The organism is Methylococcus sp. S1M (assembly GCF_051295855.1).
Classification (GTDB): domain Bacteria; phylum Pseudomonadota; class Gammaproteobacteria; order Methylococcales; family Methylococcaceae; genus Methylococcus; species Methylococcus capsulatus.
The window spans coordinates 372,389-392,578 of the sequence record NZ_JBPDXO010000001.1 but is presented as its reverse complement, the minus strand read 5'-3'; the positions used below and the strand labels follow the sequence as shown (position 1 = coordinate 392,578).

The 20,190-nt window shown below is 62.2% G+C and carries 22 protein-coding genes; 15 read left to right on the top strand and 7 right to left on the bottom strand.

Annotated elements, in window-relative coordinates:
- From ACSHWJ_RS01730 to ACSHWJ_RS01695, 8 genes are read left to right on the top strand one after another with little or no spacing between them, the layout of a single operon-like run.
- A complete protein-coding gene (locus ACSHWJ_RS01730; RefSeq protein WP_282213368.1) occupies positions 1-1,191 on the top strand; it encodes a glycosyltransferase family 2 protein in 1,191 nt (396 codons plus the stop codon).
- Entirely contained in the window at positions 1,178-2,152 is a 975-nt protein-coding gene (locus ACSHWJ_RS01725; protein ID WP_218797698.1) for a glycosyltransferase family 2 protein, read from the top strand. Before ACSHWJ_RS01730 ends, ACSHWJ_RS01725 begins: the two co-directional genes overlap by 14 nt.
- 5 nt (positions 2,153-2,157) lie before the next feature.
- Positions 2,158-2,670, top strand: coding sequence for a serine O-acetyltransferase (locus tag ACSHWJ_RS01720; RefSeq protein WP_026045800.1), 513 nt, complete (start codon positions 2,158-2,160; stop codon positions 2,668-2,670).
- A gap of 1 nt (position 2,671) precedes the next feature.
- Positions 2,672-3,988, top strand: a complete 1,317-nt coding sequence (locus ACSHWJ_RS01715) for a WecB/TagA/CpsF family glycosyltransferase (protein WP_218797699.1) — start codon at positions 2,672-2,674, stop codon at positions 3,986-3,988.
- On the top strand, positions 3,969-5,222 hold the full coding sequence (locus ACSHWJ_RS01710; RefSeq protein ID WP_218797700.1) for a hypothetical protein: 1,254 nt from the start codon (positions 3,969-3,971) through the stop codon (positions 5,220-5,222). The genes ACSHWJ_RS01715 and ACSHWJ_RS01710 overlap by 20 nt, the downstream gene beginning before the upstream one ends.
- Positions 5,213-6,676: a nucleotidyltransferase family protein gene (locus ACSHWJ_RS01705; RefSeq protein WP_218797701.1), complete on the top strand. Its 1,464-nt coding sequence runs from the start codon at positions 5,213-5,215 to the stop codon at positions 6,674-6,676. Before ACSHWJ_RS01710 ends, ACSHWJ_RS01705 begins: the two co-directional genes overlap by 10 nt.
- Entirely contained in the window at positions 6,677-7,882 is a 1,206-nt protein-coding gene (locus tag ACSHWJ_RS01700; protein ID WP_017365608.1) for a PP2C family protein-serine/threonine phosphatase, read from the top strand. It begins immediately after the preceding gene.
- A 4-nt stretch (positions 7,883-7,886) separates the two neighbouring features.
- The gene (locus ACSHWJ_RS01695; RefSeq protein ID WP_017365609.1) at positions 7,887-8,294 is read left to right on the top strand and encodes an ATP-binding protein; all 408 of its coding nucleotides are present in this window, start codon (positions 7,887-7,889) and stop codon (positions 8,292-8,294) included.
- Positions 8,295-8,304: 10 nt separating this feature from the next.
- On the opposite strand, the gene ACSHWJ_RS01690 is transcribed toward ACSHWJ_RS01695, so the two are convergent.
- From ACSHWJ_RS01690 to ACSHWJ_RS01680, 3 genes are read right to left on the bottom strand one after another with little or no spacing between them, the layout of a single operon-like run.
- Complete coding sequence (locus ACSHWJ_RS01690) at positions 8,305-8,931, bottom strand: class I SAM-dependent methyltransferase (protein ID WP_282213367.1); 627 nt, start codon at positions 8,929-8,931, stop codon at positions 8,305-8,307.
- A gap of 51 nt (positions 8,932-8,982) precedes the next feature.
- Positions 8,983-9,627: a carbonic anhydrase gene (locus ACSHWJ_RS01685; protein WP_010960718.1), complete on the bottom strand. Its 645-nt coding sequence runs from the start codon at positions 9,625-9,627 to the stop codon at positions 8,983-8,985.
- A 55-nt stretch (positions 9,628-9,682) separates the two neighbouring features.
- A complete protein-coding gene (locus ACSHWJ_RS01680; protein ID WP_333688223.1) occupies positions 9,683-11,284 on the bottom strand; it encodes a SulP family inorganic anion transporter in 1,602 nt (533 codons plus the stop codon).
- Positions 11,285-11,681: 397 nt separating this feature from the next.
- Here ACSHWJ_RS01680 and ACSHWJ_RS01675 point away from each other — a divergent pair, with 397 nt between their 5' ends.
- The 7 genes from ACSHWJ_RS01675 (at position 11,682) to pqqE (ending at position 15,636) form a co-directional block, all read left to right on the top strand.
- Complete coding sequence (locus ACSHWJ_RS01675; protein WP_017365612.1) at positions 11,682-11,858, top strand: hypothetical protein; 177 nt, start codon at positions 11,682-11,684, stop codon at positions 11,856-11,858.
- 41 nt (positions 11,859-11,899) lie between these two features.
- Positions 11,900-12,280, top strand: a complete 381-nt coding sequence (locus ACSHWJ_RS01670) for a hypothetical protein (protein WP_333688225.1) — start codon at positions 11,900-11,902, stop codon at positions 12,278-12,280.
- 169 nt (positions 12,281-12,449) lie between these two features.
- Positions 12,450-12,524 carry a pyrroloquinoline quinone precursor peptide PqqA gene (gene pqqA, locus ACSHWJ_RS01665; RefSeq protein ID WP_010960722.1) on the top strand — a complete coding sequence of 25 codons (75 nt, stop codon included), beginning with the start codon at positions 12,450-12,452 and terminating at the stop codon, positions 12,522-12,524.
- A gap of 86 nt (positions 12,525-12,610) precedes the next feature.
- Positions 12,611-13,525 carry a pyrroloquinoline quinone biosynthesis protein PqqB gene (gene pqqB, locus ACSHWJ_RS01660; protein WP_218797704.1) on the top strand — a complete coding sequence of 305 codons (915 nt, stop codon included), beginning with the start codon at positions 12,611-12,613 and terminating at the stop codon, positions 13,523-13,525.
- 8 nt (positions 13,526-13,533) lie between these two features.
- On the top strand, positions 13,534-14,259 hold the full coding sequence (gene pqqC / locus ACSHWJ_RS01655) for a pyrroloquinoline-quinone synthase PqqC (protein WP_218797705.1): 726 nt from the start codon (positions 13,534-13,536) through the stop codon (positions 14,257-14,259).
- Positions 14,260-14,264: 5 nt separating this feature from the next.
- Positions 14,265-14,546: a pyrroloquinoline quinone biosynthesis peptide chaperone PqqD gene (gene pqqD, locus ACSHWJ_RS01650; RefSeq protein WP_218797706.1), complete on the top strand. Its 282-nt coding sequence runs from the start codon at positions 14,265-14,267 to the stop codon at positions 14,544-14,546.
- Positions 14,515-15,636: a pyrroloquinoline quinone biosynthesis protein PqqE gene (gene pqqE / locus ACSHWJ_RS01645; protein WP_218797707.1), complete on the top strand. Its 1,122-nt coding sequence runs from the start codon at positions 14,515-14,517 to the stop codon at positions 15,634-15,636. The genes pqqD and pqqE overlap by 32 nt, the downstream gene beginning before the upstream one ends.
- Positions 15,637-15,715: 79 nt before the next feature.
- On the opposite strand, the gene ACSHWJ_RS01640 is transcribed toward pqqE, so the two are convergent.
- Genes ACSHWJ_RS01640 through leuS form a run of 4 tightly spaced genes read right to left on the bottom strand, consistent with a single transcriptional unit; the run spans position 15,716 to position 20,132 of the window.
- Positions 15,716-15,928: a hypothetical protein gene (locus tag ACSHWJ_RS01640; protein ID WP_041361019.1), complete on the bottom strand. Its 213-nt coding sequence runs from the start codon at positions 15,926-15,928 to the stop codon at positions 15,716-15,718.
- A gap of 24 nt (positions 15,929-15,952) precedes the next feature.
- Entirely contained in the window at positions 15,953-16,957 is a 1,005-nt protein-coding gene (gene holA / locus ACSHWJ_RS01635) for a DNA polymerase III subunit delta (RefSeq protein ID WP_218797708.1), read from the bottom strand.
- Positions 16,954-17,472, bottom strand: coding sequence for an LPS-assembly lipoprotein LptE (locus tag ACSHWJ_RS01630; RefSeq protein ID WP_010960728.1), 519 nt, complete (start codon positions 17,470-17,472; stop codon positions 16,954-16,956). Before ACSHWJ_RS01630 ends, holA begins: the two co-directional genes overlap by 4 nt.
- The gene (gene leuS / locus ACSHWJ_RS01625) at positions 17,469-20,132 is read right to left on the bottom strand and encodes a leucine--tRNA ligase (protein WP_218797709.1); all 2,664 of its coding nucleotides are present in this window, start codon (positions 20,130-20,132) and stop codon (positions 17,469-17,471) included. Before leuS ends, ACSHWJ_RS01630 begins: the two co-directional genes overlap by 4 nt.
- Positions 20,133-20,190: the final 58 nt, after the last annotated feature.

The window sequence follows — 20,190 nt, the reverse complement described above, 5'->3', positions numbered from 1 at the left end:
ATGCCGATCGATACTTTCATCCTGTTACCCGGTGTCGTGCTGAGCGCAGCGGTCCTGCCCGGCACTTTCGAGCTGGCCATGCTGACGCTCGGCGGCGTTTTGCCCCGCCGGAAAACCGCCGCCATCCGGGACGCGGCTCCGCTGCGCTTCTGCATCGTGGTTCCGGCGCACGACGAGGCCGATGGCATCGCGGCCTGCCTGCGTAGCATCCAGGGCGCCGAGACGGGGCATCACAGCGTGACGATCGTAGTCGTCGCCGACAACTGCAGCGACGATACGGCCGCCCGTGCCGAAGCCGCCGGCGCACGGGTGCTGGTCCGTGAAGACCCTGAACGGCGCGGGAAGGGGTATGCGCTGGATCATGCCTTCTCGATCCTGCTGAAGGAGGATCACGACGTGTTCGTGGTCGTCGATGCCGACACCCGGGTGGAGCCGAATTTTCTCGGCGAACTCGCGGCGCTGTTCCAGGCCGGTGCCGACGCGGCGCAGACGCGTTACCGCGTCTCCAACCCGGAACAGTCGGTCCGCGCCCGGTTGATGCACGTCGCCTGGCTGGCATTCAATGTACTGCGTCCGCGCGGGCGGGACTATTGGGGCTGGTCCGCCGGCATACTCGGCAGCGGCTTCGGGCTGCACCGCCGGACGCTGGAGAGCGTTCCCTTTGACGCCGGTTCCATCGCCGAGGACCTGGAGTATCACATCCGTCTGGTGCGGGCGGGCAGGCGCGTGCGCTTCTGCGACGGTGCGACCGTGTGGTCACCCATGCCGGCCACGGCTGCGGCGGCTTCCAGCCAGCGCGCCCGCTGGGAGGGGGGCAGGTTCCGGATGATGCGCGAACAGATCCCCCCGCTCATCCGGCAGGTGGCAGGAGGCCGCTGGCCGCTGCTGGAACCGTTGCTGGACCTGCTGCTGCTGCCGCTGGCCTATCATGTGATCCTGCTGGCGCTGCTGCTGGCTTGGCCCTGGCCACCAGGGAGGATAGGGGCCGCCGCCGGTATGGTCATCGTGGGTTTGCACATCGCTGCAGCCCTGGCCGTGGGACGGGCCGGCTGGCGGGACTGGGGAGCACTGGCCGCAGCGCCTTTCTATGTCGCCTGGAAACTCACGTTGGGCAAACGGCTGCTCTCGTCCGCGGGCCGGGATGCCGCCTGGGTACGCACCGAAAGGACGAAATCCGATGAATCCGCCTGACATTTCGGTTCTGATCGTATCGTTCAACACCCGTGACTTGCTGCGCCGGTGTCTGGCCAGCCTGCGCGACCAGGCGGGGGGGGCGGGCATCGAGACCATCGTGGTGGACAACGCATCCCGGGACGGCTCGGCGGACATGGTCGAAGCCGAGTTTCCCGATGTCCGGCTGATACGGAGTCCCGTGAATCTCGGGTTCGGCAACGCTAACAACCTCGCCTTCACGCAGTCCCGGGGGCGCTATCTGGTTCTGCTGAACTCGGATGCCTGCCTGGCTCCCGGCTTGCTCGACGCCGCCTCCAAGCGCATGGATGCCTGCCCGGACGTCGGCATGGCAGGAGGTCGGCTGGTAGGTCCGGAAGGCGGCTGGCAGCCCTCTGCCCGCATGTTCCCTTCCCTGCTGAATGAGTTTCTCGTTCTGAGTGGTCTGGCACATCGTTACCCGAAATCCCGGCTGTTCGGCCGTTTCGACCGAACCTGGGCGGACCCCTCAGAAGAAGCCGGAGTGGATTGGGTCCCGGGGGCCTTCGCGATTCTGCGGCGCGACCTGATCGACCGCATCGGCTTCTTCGACCCGCGTTTCTTCCTGTATTACGAGGAAGTGGACTTGTGCCGTCGGATCAGGGCTGCCGGCTGCAGGATCATGTACTGGCCGGAACTGGTCATCACCCATCTCGGCGGCGAGTCGGCCAAGACTTTGAGCGACATGGAGTTCTCTTCTCACGCTTCGCAGCTCACGCTATGGCGCATGCGGAGCCAGGCACTGTATTACCGCAAATGGCACGGTCTGGCCCTTGCCTGGAGCGCCAAGACGCTGGAGCAGTTATGGCACTGGCTGCGGGCCTTGCGTCACCGTAGATCTGCGCCTGCCAAGGCGCACGAATCCGAGGCGCTGATCCGTCTGTGGAACCGGGCCTGGAAAGAAACCGAAGGCGGCAGGGTGTCGCCGCCGCAACCGTGGTGATTCGCATGTTCGAGCATGTTCGGGAAGACTGGAAAAACTACGATGGCGACCTGACCCGGCAGGGCCTGTGGGTCATGCTGGTCTACCGGTTCGGACGCTGGCGCTACCGGATCGGACCGCGCTGGCTGAGGCTGCCGCTCTCGTTCCTGTACAAGGCGCTGAAACTGCTGTCACAGATACTCACCGGCATCGACCTGCCCTGCGAGGCGCAGGTCGGACGGCACTTCACCATCGAGCACTTCGGCGACATCATCATCAGCGGTGATGCCGTCATCGGGGATGACGTGACGGTCCGCAACGGCGTCACCATCGGGCTGAAGCGTACCAACGAACCCGGTTCCCCGGTGATCGGCAACCGCGTCGACATCGGTGCGGGCGCGAAGGTGCTGGGGCCGATCCGGATCGGCGACGACGTGGTCATCGGCGCCAATGCCGTGGTCATCACCGATGTGCCGTCGAACAGCCTGGCGGTGGGCGTTCCCGCGCGCATCAAGCCGCGGACGGGCGCTGGGCGCTGACATGGCCCGTCACACGGCGATTCCCGGACCCCTGGGAAAACGCCCCCTTTGGCACTGGCGTCTGTGGCTGCTCCCGCTGCTGACCCTGGTCACCAGTCTGCTGCCACGGATCGTCGATTGCATCGTGGCGGGAGCGTTGCTGATTCTGCTGGCACCGCTGCTGCTGCTTCGCGCGCTCGTCGCCAAACTGCGCGCCGGACGGGTCTTCGCCGCCACGGAGAGAGTCGGCCGTTTCCAGGTGCCGTTCCGGCAGCTCGCCTTTGCCGACGATGCCCCTGCCCGCGACTTGGCTGTCCTGCTGAATGTATTGTGGGGAGACATGGCTTTCGCCGGACCGCGTCCGTTGAGTCCCGAGGAGGCCGCGGCGGTGCCGGCGTCCCAGAGCATCCGTTTCCGCCTGCGGCCGGGGATTTTCTCGCCCTACACGTTGCGATCCAGGATCGGCATCGCCTATGAGGGCGAAGGGGAGCTGGACCGCGAGTTCTATTACACCGAAACGGCGGCGGGCAATCTCGGCCTGATGTTGCGCACTGGCGTCGGCGGCTTGGTCGCCGGCGATGCCATACGGCCGGCGCCGGACCAGCTGGAGTTCTTCGGTGTCGCCATCGCCAATACCACCATGAGCGAGGCCATCGACTGGATCGTCCGCCGCGTCCGTGAAGACCGTCCTGCTACCATCGCTTTCGTCAACCCGGACTGCCTGAACATCGCCTATGGCAACCCCGAGTACCGGGAGGTCCTGGGCAAGGTCGAACGGGTACTGCCGGATGGCATCGGCATTCGCTTCGGTTGCCGTATTCTGGGCACCAGCCTGCGCGCCAACGTCAACGGCACCGATATGTTTCCCCGTCTGTGCGAACGTTGTGCGCATGAAAATCTGTCGCTGTTCCTGCTGGGTGCCAGGCCGGGTGTAGCCAGGCAGGCCGCCGAAAACATGCTGCAGCGTTATCCGAACCTCAAGATCGTCGGCAGCTGCGACGGCTATTTCGCGCCGGACGCCGAAAACGAGATCATCGAGACCATCAACCGCTCCGGAGCGGACATCCTGCTGGTGGCTTTCGGCGTTCCCAAACAGGAGCTCTGGCTTTGGAAACACCGGTCCCGGCTCAAGCCACGCGTTGCCATGGGGGTGGGCGGACTGTTCGACTTTTACTCGGGCCGGATTCCCCGGGCTCCGCTTTGGCTGAGGGAAATCGGGCTGGAATGGAGCTGGCGACTCTTGCAGGAGCCGGGACGGATGTGGCGGCGCTACATCATCGGCAACCCCCTTTTCCTCTATCGTGTATGGCGGCAGAAAATTGGAAAGCTCACCCTCTGAGAGACGGTTCGGCCTGGCGGCGATTCTGGCGGGAGCCCTGCTGCTGCGCCTCGTGTTGGCAGCCTTCTGCAAAGGCCACCCCGTCGACATCGGCACCTTCGGCGCCTGGGCCGGCCATGCGGCCGAGGGGCTGCTTTCGTTCTACAGCCCGGGTTATTTCGCGGATTACCCGCCTGGCTACATCTATGTATTGTGGCTGATCGGAAAGTCACGGGCGCTGTTGCAGGTGGGCTTCGATACGCCCGAATTTCGGGTGATGCTCAAGTCGCCTGCCATCGTGGCCGATCTCGCGACGGTCGGAGTGATCCATCGAATGGCGACCGAACGAAACTACGACCCCGCCAAGATACTCGGGCTCGCAGCGCTTTATGCCTTCAACCCCGCGGTGATCGTCGACTCGGCAGTCTGGGGACAGGTCGATTCGGTGCTGACGCTGTTCCTTCTGCTCGGCGTGCTGTGGCTGGAACGGCGGCCCGCCGCTTCGGGGGCGGCTTTCGCGGCGGCGTTGCTGGTGAAGCCGCAGGCGTTGATCTTTGCTCCCATCCCCCTGCTTTGGTTCGGGGACCGGCTGCTCCGCCGGCATACGGCTGCCGAACTGAGTCTTTTCCTGCCAGCCGCGATCCTGGTGTTTGCTCTGGGAGTCCTGCCATTCGCCGCGGTACACGGACCCGCCTGGGTCGTGGAGAAGTACGTATCTACCCTGGCTTCGTATCCTTACGCTAGCCTGAATGCAGCCAATGTGTTCGCCCTGATCGGCGGCAATGGCGCCGATGCGACACAGACGATGCTGTTTCTGAGTTTCAAGACCTGGGGAACCGTCTTTCTCTTCTTCATTCTCGCCTGGGTGGCGTGGCGGGCCTGGTGGGGCATGACCGCTTCGGACCACGTTTACCTGGCGGCCTTTTTGCCGGTTTCCGTCTACCTGTGGTCGATCAAGATGCACGAGCGCTACCTTTTTCCCGCGCTTGCCATGCTGCTGGCCTATCACATCATCAGTCGGGACCGGCGGGCGTTGGGGCTGTTCCTGGGCTTCAGCGCGACGCTGTTCATCATCATGACGCAGGTGCTGTACCTGAGCATGCACGAGATCTGGTACATCTCTCGTTTCGATCCCATCCTGCTCGCCGTCTCGGCGACCCATCTGCTGCTGTGGTTGCTGCTGGCGGGGATCGGAGGGCGAAGGCAGCGCCGCCTCCGGGTACCGGACGGCCCGGGGAGAGAAGCATGCGCGTGATCGTCCTGGCCGACCGCATCGGCCGCGAGCTCTTGCCCCTGACTGATCGCACCTGCGTCGCCATGCTGCCGGTCGCGGCGAGACCCGTGATCGACTACACCCTGGAAATGCTGGCGGCCGTCGGTATCGGGAAGGCGACGGTGGTCGTCGGTCTTTTCGGCGAGCAGCTCCGGACGCACCTGCGCGATGGACGGCATTTCGGCTTGAATCTGGATTATTGGCCGTCCCCCGGCGAAGTAGACATCGCTTTGCTGCTGAGCCAGTTGCCAAAATGCCCGGACAAATCGACCCTGGTGGTGCGAGGCGACATGCTGCGCTCCCCGCTCCTGGGCGGATTTCTCGAAGCGGCCGGCACCAGCGAGGGGTCGGTCCTCCATGGTTGGTGCGAAGACAATCCGGCCGGCCTGTGGCTATTGCGCGGCAGCGCGGACGACATGCGCGGTATGGCCTGGCCGGACGTCCTTTCCGGGGTATCTGCTCCGGAGGCCGGCAAGCTCCTGCTGGAGGGAGGCAACGCCCGCCTGCTGGAATCCCTGCCTGCCTACCATGGGGCCAACCTCGATGCCGTGGCCGGACGCATCCAGGGGCTGGCCATTCCCGGACGGCAGCTCCGGCCGGGGCTCACGGTGGGCCGCAACTCTTCCGTCGCGGCCGGCTGCCTCAAGGACGGCACCGCGCTGGTCGGCAGCCATTGCCGAATCCATCCGAGCGCATGGTTGCAGGGGAGGGTCGTGATCTCCGACGGCGTGATCGTCGACCGTGATGCCCGGTTGTCCGATGCGGTCATCCTGCCCCATTCGTACGTTGGTGAGCTCGTGACGGTCGAAAATGGCATCGTGCGCGGGAACGATCTGCTCCGCGTTGATACCGGTGCCCAGCTCAGGATCGTCGATGCCTTCCTGTTGGCCGATCTGGATCAGGTCTCGATCGGACGCGATTTTTCCGGTTTCTTGAACCGGCTGGCCGGCGTGCTGCTGCTTTTGCTGTCGGTGCCCCTCTGGCCCCTGGCGGCTCTGGCCGCCATCGCACGGCACCCGACCCGGCCGCTACGGTTTCGGCGTCTGCGCGGTAACCGGCTGGTCCGGGATGGCGCCGGCCTGTCGGCGCGGGCCGAATTCACGGCCGCCGAATGGACGGCCGGTGCTCCGATACTGAGGAAGCTGCCCTGGCTCGTGAATGTGGCCAAGGGCGACCTGAAACTGGTCGGCGTGGAAGCCATCACATCCGAGCAGGCCGCTTGCCGCACCGCCGAATGGGAAAAAGCGGCGGACCGGGCTCCTGCCGGCCTGATCGGGCCGACCCAGCTGGATTTACCGGCGACCGCTCTGGCGGAGGAACGCCTCATGAGCGATGCCTGGTTCGCCGCCCAGGCGGGCCCGGACAAGGAGCTTCGCATCGTCCTGCGAGGTCTGCGTGCTCTGTTCAGCCGGCGCGCGTGGTATCCGGGGGACTGAGTGCGGATACTCCTCGTCGACGACGATCCCATCGCAGTACTCGCGGTTGCGGTGTACCTGCGCAAGCTCGGCTACGAAGTCACATCGGCTAGAGACGGTCGCGAGGCCCTCGAGCGGTTCCGATCCCAGCGTTTCGAGTTCGTCATCAGCGACTGGAACATGCCGCATCTCAACGGCGAGGAACTTTGCCGGCAGGTGAGGTCGCTGAAATTGCCCCACTACGTCTACTTCATTCTGCTGACCGGTCGTGACGACAAGGATTCGCTGCTGCGGGGCATGGAGGCCGGTGCGGACGATTTTCTGGTCAAACCGGTCGACCGCGAGGAACTTCGGGCCAGGATCCGGGCGGGTGAGCGCATCCTCAGGCTGGAGCAACAGCTCGACCAGCGCGGCCGGTTGCTGGAGGATATGAATCGTGAACTCAAACAGGCTTACCAGACTATCCGCAACGACCTCGCCACCGCCGCCGCCATCCAGAAGTCCCTCCTCCCCGAGCCGTGGACGTTGCCCGATCTCGAGGTCCGGTCACTGTTCGTCGCCAGCGATTTCCTCGCCGGCGACATGTTCGGCTACTTTCCGCTGGACGATCGCCGTGTCGGCTTGTTTCAGCTCGACGTCTCCGGTCACGGTGTATCCGCGGCGCTGATTTCCGTGGCTTTGAGCAAATGTCTGCTGCAGAGCCGGTCGCTCGACGTCACCGCGGAGGGCCCGCCCGTCCCGACCTGCGGCAGTCTTCCGCCCAACCGGATGCTGGAGGAACTCAACCGTTTCTTCGCCGGTCAGCCCGAAGCGAACAGCTATTTCGCTACGATGATCTACGCCTTGCTGGATCGTGAAACCGGGCGGCTCGACCTTAGCACGGCCGGACACCCTCCGCCCCTGATGTGGAAAGGGGAGACCGGTGATATCGTGGAAAGCGGGGTTCGCGGGCTTCCGCTCGGGGTTCTTGCCGACCGGCGCTATGCCTGCGAATCTCACCGCCTGGCGGCGGGAGACCGGTTTTTCGCCTATTCGGACGGCATAACCGAATGCATGAACCCCGCAGGGGAGGCTTTCGGCGCCGGACGCTTCCGGCGTCTGCTGGAAGAAACCGCCTCTCTGCCATTGGCCGAAGCGATCGGCTGCATCGAAGCGTCGCTGTCGGACTGGCGGGGCCAGGGCAGCTACACCGATGATATTTCGCTGGTCGTCATCGAGAGGAAGTGAGCCGGTGCATCAGGCGATACAGCTCACCATCAGTAGCGAAGCGAGCAACATCAACCTCGTCGGCGTGACCATTCGCGCCTTGTGCTTCGCCACCGGGATTTCTCCGGTGGATGCCGCCCGCATCGAACTCGGCATCGTCGAAGCCCTGAACAACATCATCCTGCACGGCGGTGTCAACGCACCGGTGACGGTGTCGTGGCACCGCGCTCCGCAAAGCATTTCGATCGAGATCGAAGACCGCGGGCGCCCTCTCCTTCACTGGCCGCCGCGCAGCGAATTTCCCGAACCCTTCGAAGAATCCGGCCGTGGCTGGCCCCTGATCGCGGCCTGTTTCGACCGCATCGACTACCGTGTGGAAGCGTCCCGGAACACCCTGGTCCTGGTGAAGTCACGAGGAGTCGATAGCACCTGAGCCGTCCCTCTCAAGCCAGTGAAGGGCTGCGCGCCTCGATCAACCGCACCAGAGCGTTCAGCCGTTCGACATGTTCCAAGCGGAATCCGGCGGTTTCCACGTTCTCCACCGTGCGGCGATTGATATGGGCGCCGACCAGGCGGGATACCCAGGGATCGAGAAGGTCCATCAGCCGGCCGGCCGCTTCCCCTTCCGAACGTACGTGTTCCAGCAGAACGAGTTTGCCACCCGGTTTCAGGACCCGGCGCAATTCCTCGAGACCTCCGACCGGATCGGGCACCGAGCAGAACACGAAGGTGCCCACCACCGTGTCGAATTCCCGGTCGGCGAATGTCAGAGCCTGGATGTCCATGAGTCTGAAATCGGTCCTGGTTCCCAGTCGGGCTGCGCGCCGGCGGGCCCGGCGCAGCATCCGTTCGCTGAAATCCACGGCGGTGACGGACCTTCCTGCCGGATGGAACACGAGGTTTTTACCCGTTCCGACGCCCACCTCGAGCACGCGTTCACCCTCGATCAGGTTCCAGAGACGTTGCCGCCAGCGCCTGAACCACAGGATTTCCATCACGCTTTCGATGAAGTCGAAGAAAGGTGCTATGCGGTCGTAACGGTGGCGGACGGCTTCGGGAGAATCGTTCATGTCCGGCTCTCGAAATCAGCTCTCCTCCAGGCTGAAGACCAGGTCAGCCGCCTATTCGGAGAAATCGACGTACTGGTAAACGGGACTCACCTCGCTGCCGGGAGGCAGGGTGACCAGCTGTTTGAGGAGTCCGTCCTGCAGCCCGTACACCCACCCGTGTAACGTCGGACACCGGTTCTGTTTCCAGCTCTGCTGGATGATCGAGGTGTGGGCCAGATTGTATACCTGCTCGATCACGTTCAGCTCGACCAGGCGACCGACACGTTCCTCTTCGCTGCCCAGTGCTTCTATCTCACCCGCATGCAGCCGGTAGACGTCCTTGACGTGTTTCAGCCATTTGTTGACGATCAATAGCTTTGCACTCTGTTTCTGCAGCGCGGCCTTGATGCCGCCGCAGTTGTAATGTCCGCAGACGATGACGTCGCGGACCTTGAGTACGTCAACCGCATACTGCAACACGCTCAGACCATTGAAATCGGTCATGATCAACTGATTGGCGATGTTGCGGTGGACGAAGATTTCACCGGGCTGGGCATGGACGATGATTTCCGCCGGCACCCGGCTGTCCGAGCAGCCGATCCAGAGTACCGCCGGTTTCTGATCGGCCGACAGTCGTTCGAAGTAGCCTGGGTCTTTCAACAGCTGATCCTTGGCCCAGGCCTTGTTTTCCAACAGCATCCGCTCGAAAGCTTCCATGAGTTCGCTCTTAGGTTTTGAAAGGGAAAGGCGGCACTTCTGTCAAACCGGGACTTCAGCCGGAAATCCTGTACAAAGGGGTGGTATCGGCGTTGTCTTGCCTGTTCTTGGCGGTGCTGCCGGCGTACGCGGCTTTGAAATTTTTCAGATAAACCACGATACGGTCGTCGCGCGCGGCTTCGACGAAGTTCTCGATGGTTTCGAGGATGTCCTGATCCACGAATTCCGCGTAGGTTCCGTCGATGATCAGCTCGCTGTCGGGTTCGACCTGGTCCAGTTGCTCACGCAACAGGGCCTTGTTCAGGAACGAGACGTCTTTGCGCAGTCGCAGCAGATAATGGTTTCCGTGGCGGGTGAGAGAAATGGCGGCATGGAAATTCGCTCGGACGACGTAGTATAGGCCACAGGCGATGCCGACGGCGATCCCTATGAGCAGGTCGGTGGCCAGTATCGCCATGACCGTGACGGCGAACGGAATAAACTGGCTCGCGCCCTTGTGGTACATCTCTGCCACCAAGGCCGGCTTGACCAGTTTATAGCCCGTCATCAGCAGGATCGCGGCCAGCACGGCCAGGGGGATGTGGTTGAGGTAGCGGGCGAGGAAGCTCACGCTTACCAGCAGTAGAAGGCCGTGGATGAAGCAGGCCACCTTGGTACGCCCGCCGGCATTGATGTTGGCCGACGAGCGCACAATCACCGCCGTCAGCGGTAGCCCGCCCAGCAAGCCGGCCAACAGGTTGCCGATACCCTGTGCCTTCAGCTCCCGGTTGGTCGGCGCCACCCGCTTCAGGGGGTCGAGCTTGTCGACTGCTTCCAGGCTGAGCAGGGTTTCGAGGCTGGCAATGACGGCAATCGTGAACGCCACCCTGTACACCGCCGAATCCATGATCCGGCTGAAATCCGGAAAGACGAGCCGTCCGGCCAGATCACCGACTCCCCGGATGTCTGGAAGCTGGACCATGTGCTCCGGCGCGATCTCCCAAGACGATCCCGCCATCGAGAGATTGAACGCCACCGCCCAGGCAATCGCCGCCAGCGGCCCCGGAATCCACGCCAGCAACGGGACGGCACGGACAAGCCGGGACTCCCACAGTACCATGATGACGATGGCAATGGCGCTCACGACGGTCGCGCCCGGGGAAATCGAGTCCATGGCGTGCATCAGTTCCGAGAAAGTGCCCTCCGTGTCCTGAGGCAGATAGGTTTCCTCGCCCAGGATGTCCCGGCCATAGCCGACGGCGTGGGGGAGCTGTTTGGCAATCAAGATCAGGCCGATCGCCGAAAGCATGCCCTTGATGACGGACGACGGGAAATAGGCGCCGATGGTTCCCGCCTTGAGGAAGCCCAGAGCGAGCTGCATCAGCCCCGCCAGGATCAGGGCGAGCAGAAAGTGCTCGAAGCCGCCGAGCTTTTCGATACCCTGCAGCACGATGACCGTCAGGCCCGCGGCCGGGCCCGACACACTCAACTGCGAACCGCTGGCCCAGGCGACAACCAGTCCGCCGATGATGCCGGCAACCACGCCTGAAAGCAGCGGCGCGCCGGACGCCAGCGCAATACCCAGACAGAGAGGGAGCGCCACCAGGAACACCACGATGCCGGCGGGGATGTCCTGGGTGAGATGTGCGAGATAGTACGCGAGATGCTTTTTGACCATGTCCGATACGCTCCAGTCGTAGGGTACAACCGCCCCTTTCTTGCGATTTCGCGGCGAGGCTGGCCCGGTTCGTTCGTCCAGCCGGACGAGGGGGTCTCCGTCCCCCGTTCGCCTGCGGCTGAATTAAACCATGCATCAAGGTTCATTTCAACAATATGGTTTATATAAACCACACGAGCAAGGACACTGCTTTCCGCTCCGAGGTGGGCGCATCCACAAGTATCGACTAAATCATATATTGACAATAAATCTTTTGGTGCCTACCCTTGCCATAGTTTCGCTACGAAACTATGAGTGTCTGCGTGAAGGCGAAGCCAACCGAGCCGTCCACTGGGACGGGATACGGTCGCACGTTCGCGCAGACTGGCACACGACAAAAAAAGAGGAGAACAACGAGATGAACGAAGAAACCCGGACGGGGAAAGACTATTTCTGGATATACGTCGCGCTGGCAACGGCCGCTCTGGTGGGCGTGGTCGTCATGGCGAAGCTGAGTGAGAACGAAAAGTACGATCCCATTCGGGCGCAGCAGAACGAAGAAGTCGCGCGCATGAACATCCGCGTTCTCAACTGAATCCCGAACCGCTTCACCGACCCTGCCGGAAGGACCTATTTATGATCGACACAAGCTTGAAACTCTATTCCTGTCTTCTCCTGGTGCTGGTCTCGCTGCTTCAGGGCAGCGTCTTCGCCACGGAATACATCTATCGCGACCTGATGGGCAATACGCTCCCGCCCCAGAAATGCTCGGCGAGAACGGAAGCCGAAGCCGCTGCATCCGACGACTACAACCTCAAAAAGCACGCCCGGATATTCTGTGAATCCCAGGGCTATGGCTGGCATGTCGAACAGCGCAAAAGTACGGGCAAGCTGGTCTGCGAGGAATGCAGCGAAGGCGGCGACAACGGCCGCTTCCGCTGCCATATGGAAGACGTGGTCGTACAGTGCAAGCGGATCAAACCCGGTTCTGTCGGGTTGATTCCAGGCCAGGGCTGAGGAGCCCGCCTGACGTTCACTGATGAGCGACACAAGCCGGCGTACGGCCACTGTTTCGGGAAAAACTCTGTTGCGTAGGAGCGGGGCGGTACGTATACTGGCTGCCGAGCTGTAACCTGCTCTTTCTCTTGAAGACCAGACGTATAACATTATCTGGAGGACATTTAAGATGCGTTGGGAAAAACCGAGCTACAACGACATGCGCTTCGGCTTCGAAGTCACCATGTACATCTACAACCGTTGATTCCGAACGGTTGGGCGAAAGCGGGGTTCGAGCATTCGAGCCCCGTTTTCGTTTGCGCGGCGGTACAGACTCCTGCAAGCTTCCTTATGATCATTCGTGTGCTCGGCGCCGGCGCCGGCGGCGGATTCCCGCAGTGGAACTGCCGATGCGACAATTGCCGGCGCTTCCGGGAAAAAAACATCAACGCCCGAGGCCGCACCCAGTCCTCGATCGCAGTCAGCGCCGACGGCCAGCGCTGGGTGCTCTTCAACGCCTCGCCAGACATCCGCAGCCAGCTCGAGGCTTTCCCGGCCAGCCATCCCAGCAAGGGTGTCCGTGACACCGGCATCCACGCCATCGTGCTGATCGACAGCCAGATCGATCACACCACCGGCCTTTTGATGCTGCGTGAATCCACCCGCCCCCTGCAAGTGTATTGCAGCGAGATGGTGAAGCAGGACCTCTCCACCGGTTTTCCGCTGTTCCGGATGCTGGAGCATTATTGCGGGGTGGAGCAGCACGCCTTGCCGTTGGATGGGAGCGGCTTTACGATTCCCGGCATCGAGGGCCTGAAATTCTCGACCCACTCGCTGAAAAGCAAGGCACCTCCCTATTCGCCCCATCGCCATGATCCGCACGAGGGCGACAACATCGGCGTGATCGTCGAAAATTTGGAAAACGGCCGCAAGCTCTACTATGCGCCGGGCCTGGGGGAGATCGAGCCGCACGTCCGCGCCGCCATGGAAGCCGCGGACTGCCTCCTGGTCGACGGAACTTTCTGGCGCGAAGACGAAATGCGTCACGCCGGCATCTGCGACAAGCTTGCACGTGAGATGGGCCACCTGCCGCAGTCCGGTCCGGGCGGCATGCTGGAAATATTGAACACCCTGCCGAATGCTCGCAAGGTCTTGATCCACATCAACAACACCAACCCGATTCTGGATGAAGATTCGCCGCAGCATCGTACCCTGAGCGAAGCCGGGGTCGAAGTTGCCTACGACGGTTTGGAAATCGTTTTGTGAGGAGTCCCATGAGCCAAGACACGATCCCCTGGAGCCGCGAAGAATTCGAGGCTCGGCTGCGTGCCAAGGAAAAGTACTACCACATCCATCACCCTTACCACGTGTTGATGGCGAACGGCGAGCTGAACCGGGAGCAGATCCAGGGCTGGGTGGCGAACCGCTTCTATTATCAGATCACCATTCCGCGCAAGGATTCGGCCATCATGGCCAACTGCCCGGACCGCGAAACCCGCCGCAAATGGATGCAGCGGGTGATGGATCACGACGGTTACGGCGATGATCCCGGCGGGATCGAGGCATGGATCCAGCTAGGCATTGCCTGTGGCCTGAGTCGCGAGGACATCACCTCGCTCAGGCATGTACTGCCCGGCGTGCGTTTCGCCGTCGACGCCTACCTCAATTTCGCTCGTACCGCGACCTGGCAGGAAGCCGCCTGCTCTTCGCTCACCGAGCTGTTTGCGCCGACCATCCACAAACAACGCTTGGCTGGCTGGCCGGATCTGTATCCGTGGATCGCAGCCGACGGCTTGGCCTATTTCCGCAAGCGGGTGACTCAGGCCAGCCGCGATGTCGAGCACGGCATCGAAATCACGCTGGATCATTTCAAGACCCGCGAACAACAGGAACGGGCCCTGGAAATCCTCCAATTCAAGCTCGACATCCTGTGGTCGATGTTGGACGCCATGTACCTCGCCTATGTCGACAAAAAACCGCCCTATTTCAACATCGCCTGATTCGCATGAGTCTGCAACCCGATACCCTGTTGGAACTGTCGCCTCTGCTGCGTATGCAATGGGAAGAAGCTCAGCAGCGCTACGTCATACTTTATCCCGAAGGCATGATCGAATTGAACGAAACCGCCGCGGCGATCCTGGAACTTTGTGACGGCCAGCACAATCTCACCAGCATCGTGGAGAAGCTGGAACGGAAATACGATGCCTCGGGAATCGAACCCGATGTGCGCGAAATGCTCGAAAGCGCCCTGAACAATGGCTGGATCAGAGAAATCATCGCTCACTAAACCGCGCTGGCTGCTGGCGGAGCTGACCTACGCCTGCCCGCTGCAGTGTCCCTATTGCTCCAACCCCCTGGATTACGCCCGCCTGGGTGACGAGCTGAGCACCGAAGAATGGAAGCGGGTGCTGAGTGAGGCCCGCGCGCTCGGTGCCGTCCAGCTGGGGCTTTCCGGCGGTGAACCGCTGACCCGCCGCGACTTGGCCGAAATCGTCACCCACGCCCGCCAGCTCGGCTATTACACCAACCTCATCACCTCGGGCTACGGCCTGGACGAAGTCCGCATCGCCGAATTGAAGTCGGCCGGCCTCGACCACATCCAGGTCAGCATCCAGTCGCCGGAAAAGCTGCTGAACGATGAACTCGCCGGCACCGAGTCTTTCGAACACAAACTCGAGGTGGCCCGCTGGGTGAAGCAGCATGGCTATCCCATGGTCTTGTGCGTGGTGATCCACCGCCAGAACATCCATCAGATGCAGCAGATTTTGGAGATGGCGGACGAACTCGGGGCAGATTACCTGGAACTGGCCAACACCCAGTATTATGGTTGGGCCCTGCTCAACAGGGACCATCTGCTGCCGACCCGTGAGCAGTTCGCCGAAGCCGAGGCGATCGCGCAAAGCTACAAGGAGAAGGTGAAGGGACGGATGAAGATCTACTACGTCGTCCCTGACTACTACGAAGACCGGCCCAAGGCCTGCATGAACGGCTGGGGCACGACATTCCTCACCATCGCGCCGGACGGGATGGCCCTGCCCTGCCACGCTGCCCGCGAACTACCCGGGCTGAACTGCCCCAGCGTACGCGACTTCAGCATACGGGAAATCTGGTACGAATCGGCCGCCTTCAATCGTTTCCGCAGCTACGGTTGGATGAAGGAACCCTGCCGCAGTTGTCCGGAGAAGGAAAAAGACTTCGGCGGTTGCCGCTGCCAGGCCTATCTCATGACCGGCGACATGGCCGACGCCGACCCCGTGTGCAGCAAATCCCCGCACCATCATCGCGTGCTGGAAGCCATTGCGTCGACACAGCGATCTGCGAGCGACAAACCGCTGTTCTTCCGCAATGCCAGGAACTCCCGAGCCTTGACGGGCTGACTCACGCCGCGTTGCAGTCAACCCCCGAAAAAAATGGCGATATTCCTTGACATTTCGGGGAATGACGCCTCTTTGGTTTTCAATCCGGCCTCATCAGATCGAACACCATCAGGACATGCTTACCGGTCTTGGTGTTGGTGGCCTTGAAGGTCGCGACGTCGTTCTCCATACCGACGCATTCGATCTCCACCGGTGGATCGTTGTGCTCACTCTCCGGAATCTCGAGCCGTTCGAGCAGATCCGCGTCTTCCTCTTCGGTCAATTCCATGTTGCCGTGCCTGTCGATTCTCATGTCTGTACCCGTTCCACTACGAAATCAATGGGAAGTGGCTATGCGGAGGCAGACATCGGACAGACCGAGCCAGGGATTCCCCGGCTCCAGCCCTTTGGCTACCCGATCGACCCGACAACATAACCGGATGGCATCCAGCACACCGTCCCGGTCGAGCCGTTTGGCGGCTCTGGCGAATGCCTCCTTGCGCTTGTCGAATATCCGCAGGCGGGCCAGCACGCCGTCCATCGGCAGTCCCCTCGTGGTGTCCCTCTGAACCACAGCCAGTGAGCGCAGCTCACGGGTGATGGCCCATAACACCACCGGCGGTGCCACGCCTTCGCCTTCCAAGCCGTACAGGATGCGTAATGTTCGGAGGGTGTGGCCTTCGAGCATTGCCGTGGTGAGATCGAACACGTCATAGCGCGCACAGTCGCAGACAGCCGCCAGGATCTGCTCGTCCTCGATCCGGCCGGCGCCGTACAAGATGTGCAGTTTTTCGATTTCCTGGGCGGCGGCCAGCAGATTGCCTTCCACCCGTGCGGCCAAAAGCCGCAATCCGGACTGATCCGCCAGCAAACCCAAGCGGTTCATGCGCCGGTCCAGCCAGGCGACCAGTTCGCGTCCTTGCAGTGGCCAGACCTGCACGATGACGCCGACCCTGTCGGCGGCCCGTGCCCAGGCGGTATTCAACTCGTCCCGGCTCAAGCGTGGCAGGATGACGATGAGTATCGCATCCGCGGGCGGCCGGTCGAGATAGCGCAGCAGCGCAGCAGCACCTTCCTTGTCAGGCTTGGCGTTGAGGCGCAGATCCAGGATACGCCGGTCGCCGAACAGAGGCACGGAATCGCCGGCCTCCAGAAAAGTGCTCCAGCTGAACCCGGGCTCGACGTGAAACAGTTCGCGAAGTCCATAGCCCCGGTCGCGTGCCGCCATCCGGATGGCATCCGCGGCCTCCCCCAACTGCAGGGGCTCGTCGCCGGACAGCACGTAGAGCGGGGCTAGGCCGCGATCCAGTGCCTCGACCAGTTGATCAGGCCTCAGCCTCAAGATTTGCCACCCGGATTCCGGCTCATCTCGATGAGGACGCGTCGAACCAGGGTTTCGGCCAGTTCCCGCTCCATTTCAGACCTGAGCAGCGATTCCTCCTCGCCCTGGCCAATCGGCGAAAGCTGATTGTTGAAATATTCACGTTTCACCTCGACCTCCTGGGGCGGAATGATGATCTCGCCCTGCGGCGTCGTGACTTCGTACCGCACCCGCGTATAGAGGTCGAACAGGTTGCCGCGACCGCCCAGGTTCAAAGACATCGTGCGGCGTTCGTCAGTTTCCTTGAGGATACGGATCACGCCTTTGGCATCGACCATGTTGCGTGTGAGCTGAGCGCCCGTCAGACGAATCGCGTCCGGAAGCCTCGAACCCACCCGGGTGGAGCCGGCCTTTTCCAGGAAGAGGACCTGACCGGCGCCGTCCGAGGTCTCGCTGCCCCGCAGATGGAAGCCGCAACCGGTCAGCGACGCCACGAGAAACAAGGAAAGATACCGGCAAGTCTTTTCTACACTCATACCACGATGTTGACCAGTTTGCCCGGCACCACGATGACCTTCTTCGGCGGCTTGCCTTCGACGAAACGCAGTACCTGGGCATCGGCCAAGGCGATCTGCTCCACGGTTTCGCGGGAAGCCTCCGTCGGCACGGTGATCTTTCCGCGCAGCTTTCCGTTGACCTGAACCACGAGTTCGATTTCATCCTGCGCGAGGGCCGCTTCATCGACTTCCGGCCAGCCGGCATCGAGAATATCGGTCCCCGGTATGAGCTGCCGCCAGAGCGCGTCGCAGATGTGGGGCGCGATCGGGTACAGCAGCCGGGTCAGCAGCGAATAGCCCTCGAAGGCGACCACGGCAGCGCTGCGGCGGAATGCTACCTTTTCGTCACCTTCGGGCAGGTGATCGCAATTCCAGAACCCCTTGTCGTCGGCCAGGGTATTGAGGATCTTCATCGCCGCGGAGACCACGGTGTTGAACTGATGGCGGACGAAATCGAAATTAGCCTGCTTCAGAGTCGCATGGATCAGGCGGCGGGCTTCTTTGTGGTTCGGTGCCAACGGAACAAGTGCCCAGTCGGTGACCCGCAATTCGTCCCGCCCATATTGCGAAAATGCGGTATTGACATTGAATGCCGCCCGCGTCCATAGACGCTTGAGGAACCTGAATGCCCCTTCCACCCCGCTGTCGGACCACTCCAGCGACTGGTCCGGTGGCGCCGCGAACATGGTGAACAGCCGCACCGTATCGGCGCCGTACCGGTCTATCAGCGCCTCCGGGTCCACGCCGTTGTTCTTCGATTTGGACATCTTCTCGATGTGACCCACGGTGACCGGCGCGCCATCCGACTTCAAGGTCGCGCCCAGCGGGCGGCCCCGCTCATCGGTGCTCAGCTCCACTTCGGTGGGCCCGAAATAATGTTTCTTGCCGCCCTCTTCCCGATAGAAGGTAGGGGCGACCACCATGCCCTGGGTCAGCAGGTTGGTGAACGGCTCGTCGCAGTGTACCAGACCGGCATCGCGCATCAGCTTGTGGAAGAAGCGGGCGTAGAGCAGGTGGAGGATGGCGTGTTCGATGCCGCCGACGTACTGGTCGACCGGCAGCCAGTAATCGGCGCGCCGGTCCAGCATGGACTCGGTGTCGTCCGGGCAGGTGTAGCGGGCATAGTACCAGGACGATTCGACGAAAGTGTCCATGGTGTCGGTCTCCCGCTCCGCCGCGCCGCCGCACTTGGGACAGGTGGTGGAATACCACTCCGGCATCTTCTTGAGCGGTGAGCCGACGTCGATGGTGACATCCTCCGGCAGTACCACCGGCAACTGCTCCGCCGGCACCGGCACGTCGCCGCAGCTCGGGCAGTGGATTATCGGGATCGGGCAGCCCCAGTAGCGTTGGCGGGAAATGCCCCAGTCGCGCAGACGGAACTGGGTGCGTTTCTGGCCGAGGCCTTTGGCCTCCAAATCGGCGGCGATGGCGTCGAAGGCTTGCTGGAAAGCCAGGCCGTCGTATTTTCCGGAATTCGTGCAGCGGCCGTGCTCGGCGTAGGCATCGATCCAGCCACCTTTCGTGTCCACGGTTTCATAGGCGCCGACGGTCGAAACGATGACCGTTTTGATCGGCAGACCGTATTTGTTCGCAAACTCGAAATCGCGCTCGTCGTGAGCCGGTACCGCCATCACCGCGCCTTCGCCATAACCCCACAGGACGTAGTTGGCGATCCACACCGGCAGCTTTTCGCCGTTCAGCGGATGGACCACGAAGCGCCCGGTGGCCATGCCCTTCTTTTCCATGGTGGCGAGATCGGCCTCCGCAGTGCCGCCATGGCGGCATTCTTCGATGAACGCGGCCAGCTCCGGATTGTCTCTGGCAGCCTCGAGTGCCAGCGGATGCTCCGCCGCCACGGCGACATAGGTCGCGCCCATCAGGGTGTCGGGGCGGGTGGTGTAGACCTTCAGGACATCGCTGCCGTCCTCGTAGGGAAAGTGCACCTCGCAACCGTGGCTCTTGCCGATCCAGTTGCGCTGCATGGTCTTGACCTGTTCGGGCCAGCCCGTGAGACCGTCCAGCTCGGCCAGCAGTTCCTCGGCGTAGGCGGTGATCCGCATGAAATACATGGGGATGTCGCGCTTTTCCACCAGGGCGCCCGAGCGCCAGCCGCGGCCGTCGATGACCTGTTCATTGGCCAGCACCGTCTGGTCCACCGGGTCCCAGTTGACCGGCGCGGTCTTCTTGTAGATCAGGCCCTTCTCGAACAGCCGGGTGAACAGCCACTGCTCCCAGCGGTAATACTCTGGTTTGCAGGTCGCGATCTCGCGGTCCCAGTCGACCGCCAATCCCAAGGATTTGAGCTGCTTCCTCATGTAATCCGCGTTGGCGTCGGTCCAGGCCGCAGGCGTGACCCCGTTCTGCATCGCTGCATTTTCCGCCGGCAGTCCAAAGGCGTCCCAACCCATGGGCTGCAGGACGTTCTTGCCGCGCATGCGCTGGTAGCGGGCGATGACGTCGCCGATGGTGTAATTGCGCACATGCCCCATGTGCAGCCGCCCGCTGGGGTACGGAAACATCGAGAGGCAATAGAATTTCTCACGGCCTGAATCTTCCCTGGCCCGAAAAACTCCGCTCTCTTCCCAGATTCGTTGTGCGGTTTCTTCGACGGTCTTTGGATTGTAGGTTTCTTCCATTGGAACCGGTTCGATCAATCAAGCAAAAGTGGCTAGAATACCGGACGCCGCATCTAAT

Excerpts from the sequence above, each read along its gene's own strand:
- pqqD (WP_218797706.1), top strand. The coding sequence starts at position 14,265 with ATGAGTCTGCAACCCGATACCCTGTTGGAACTGTCGCCTCTGCTGCGT.
- ACSHWJ_RS01690 (WP_282213367.1), bottom strand. The coding sequence starts at position 8,931 with ATGAACGATTCTCCCGAAGCCGTCCGCCACCGTTACGACCGCATAGCA.
- pqqE (WP_218797707.1), top strand. The coding sequence starts at position 14,515 with ATGGCTGGATCAGAGAAATCATCGCTCACTAAACCGCGCTGGCTGCTG.
- ACSHWJ_RS01670 (WP_333688225.1), top strand. The coding sequence starts at position 11,900 with ATGATCGACACAAGCTTGAAACTCTATTCCTGTCTTCTCCTGGTGCTG.
- ACSHWJ_RS01685 (WP_010960718.1), bottom strand. The coding sequence starts at position 9,627 with ATGGAAGCTTTCGAGCGGATGCTGTTGGAAAACAAGGCCTGGGCCAAG.
- pqqC (WP_218797705.1), top strand. The coding sequence starts at position 13,534 with ATGAGCCAAGACACGATCCCCTGGAGCCGCGAAGAATTCGAGGCTCGG.
- ACSHWJ_RS01715 (WP_218797699.1), top strand. The coding sequence starts at position 2,672 with ATGGCCCGTCACACGGCGATTCCCGGACCCCTGGGAAAACGCCCCCTT.
- ACSHWJ_RS01680 (WP_333688223.1), bottom strand. The coding sequence starts at position 11,284 with ATGGTCAAAAAGCATCTCGCGTACTATCTCGCACATCTCACCCAGGAC.
- ACSHWJ_RS01730 (WP_282213368.1), top strand. The coding sequence starts at position 1 with ATGCCGATCGATACTTTCATCCTGTTACCCGGTGTCGTGCTGAGCGCA.
- ACSHWJ_RS01675 (WP_017365612.1), top strand. The coding sequence starts at position 11,682 with ATGAACGAAGAAACCCGGACGGGGAAAGACTATTTCTGGATATACGTC.
- leuS (WP_218797709.1), bottom strand. The coding sequence starts at position 20,132 with ATGGAAGAAACCTACAATCCAAAGACCGTCGAAGAAACCGCACAACGA.
- ACSHWJ_RS01725 (WP_218797698.1), top strand. The coding sequence starts at position 1,178 with ATGAATCCGCCTGACATTTCGGTTCTGATCGTATCGTTCAACACCCGT.
- ACSHWJ_RS01640 (WP_041361019.1), bottom strand. The coding sequence starts at position 15,928 with ATGAGAATCGACAGGCACGGCAACATGGAATTGACCGAAGAGGAAGAC.
- ACSHWJ_RS01720 (WP_026045800.1), top strand. The coding sequence starts at position 2,158 with ATGTTCGAGCATGTTCGGGAAGACTGGAAAAACTACGATGGCGACCTG.
- pqqB (WP_218797704.1), top strand. The coding sequence starts at position 12,611 with ATGATCATTCGTGTGCTCGGCGCCGGCGCCGGCGGCGGATTCCCGCAG.
- ACSHWJ_RS01630 (WP_010960728.1), bottom strand. The coding sequence starts at position 17,472 with ATGAGTGTAGAAAAGACTTGCCGGTATCTTTCCTTGTTTCTCGTGGCG.
- ACSHWJ_RS01705 (WP_218797701.1), top strand. The coding sequence starts at position 5,213 with ATGCGCGTGATCGTCCTGGCCGACCGCATCGGCCGCGAGCTCTTGCCC.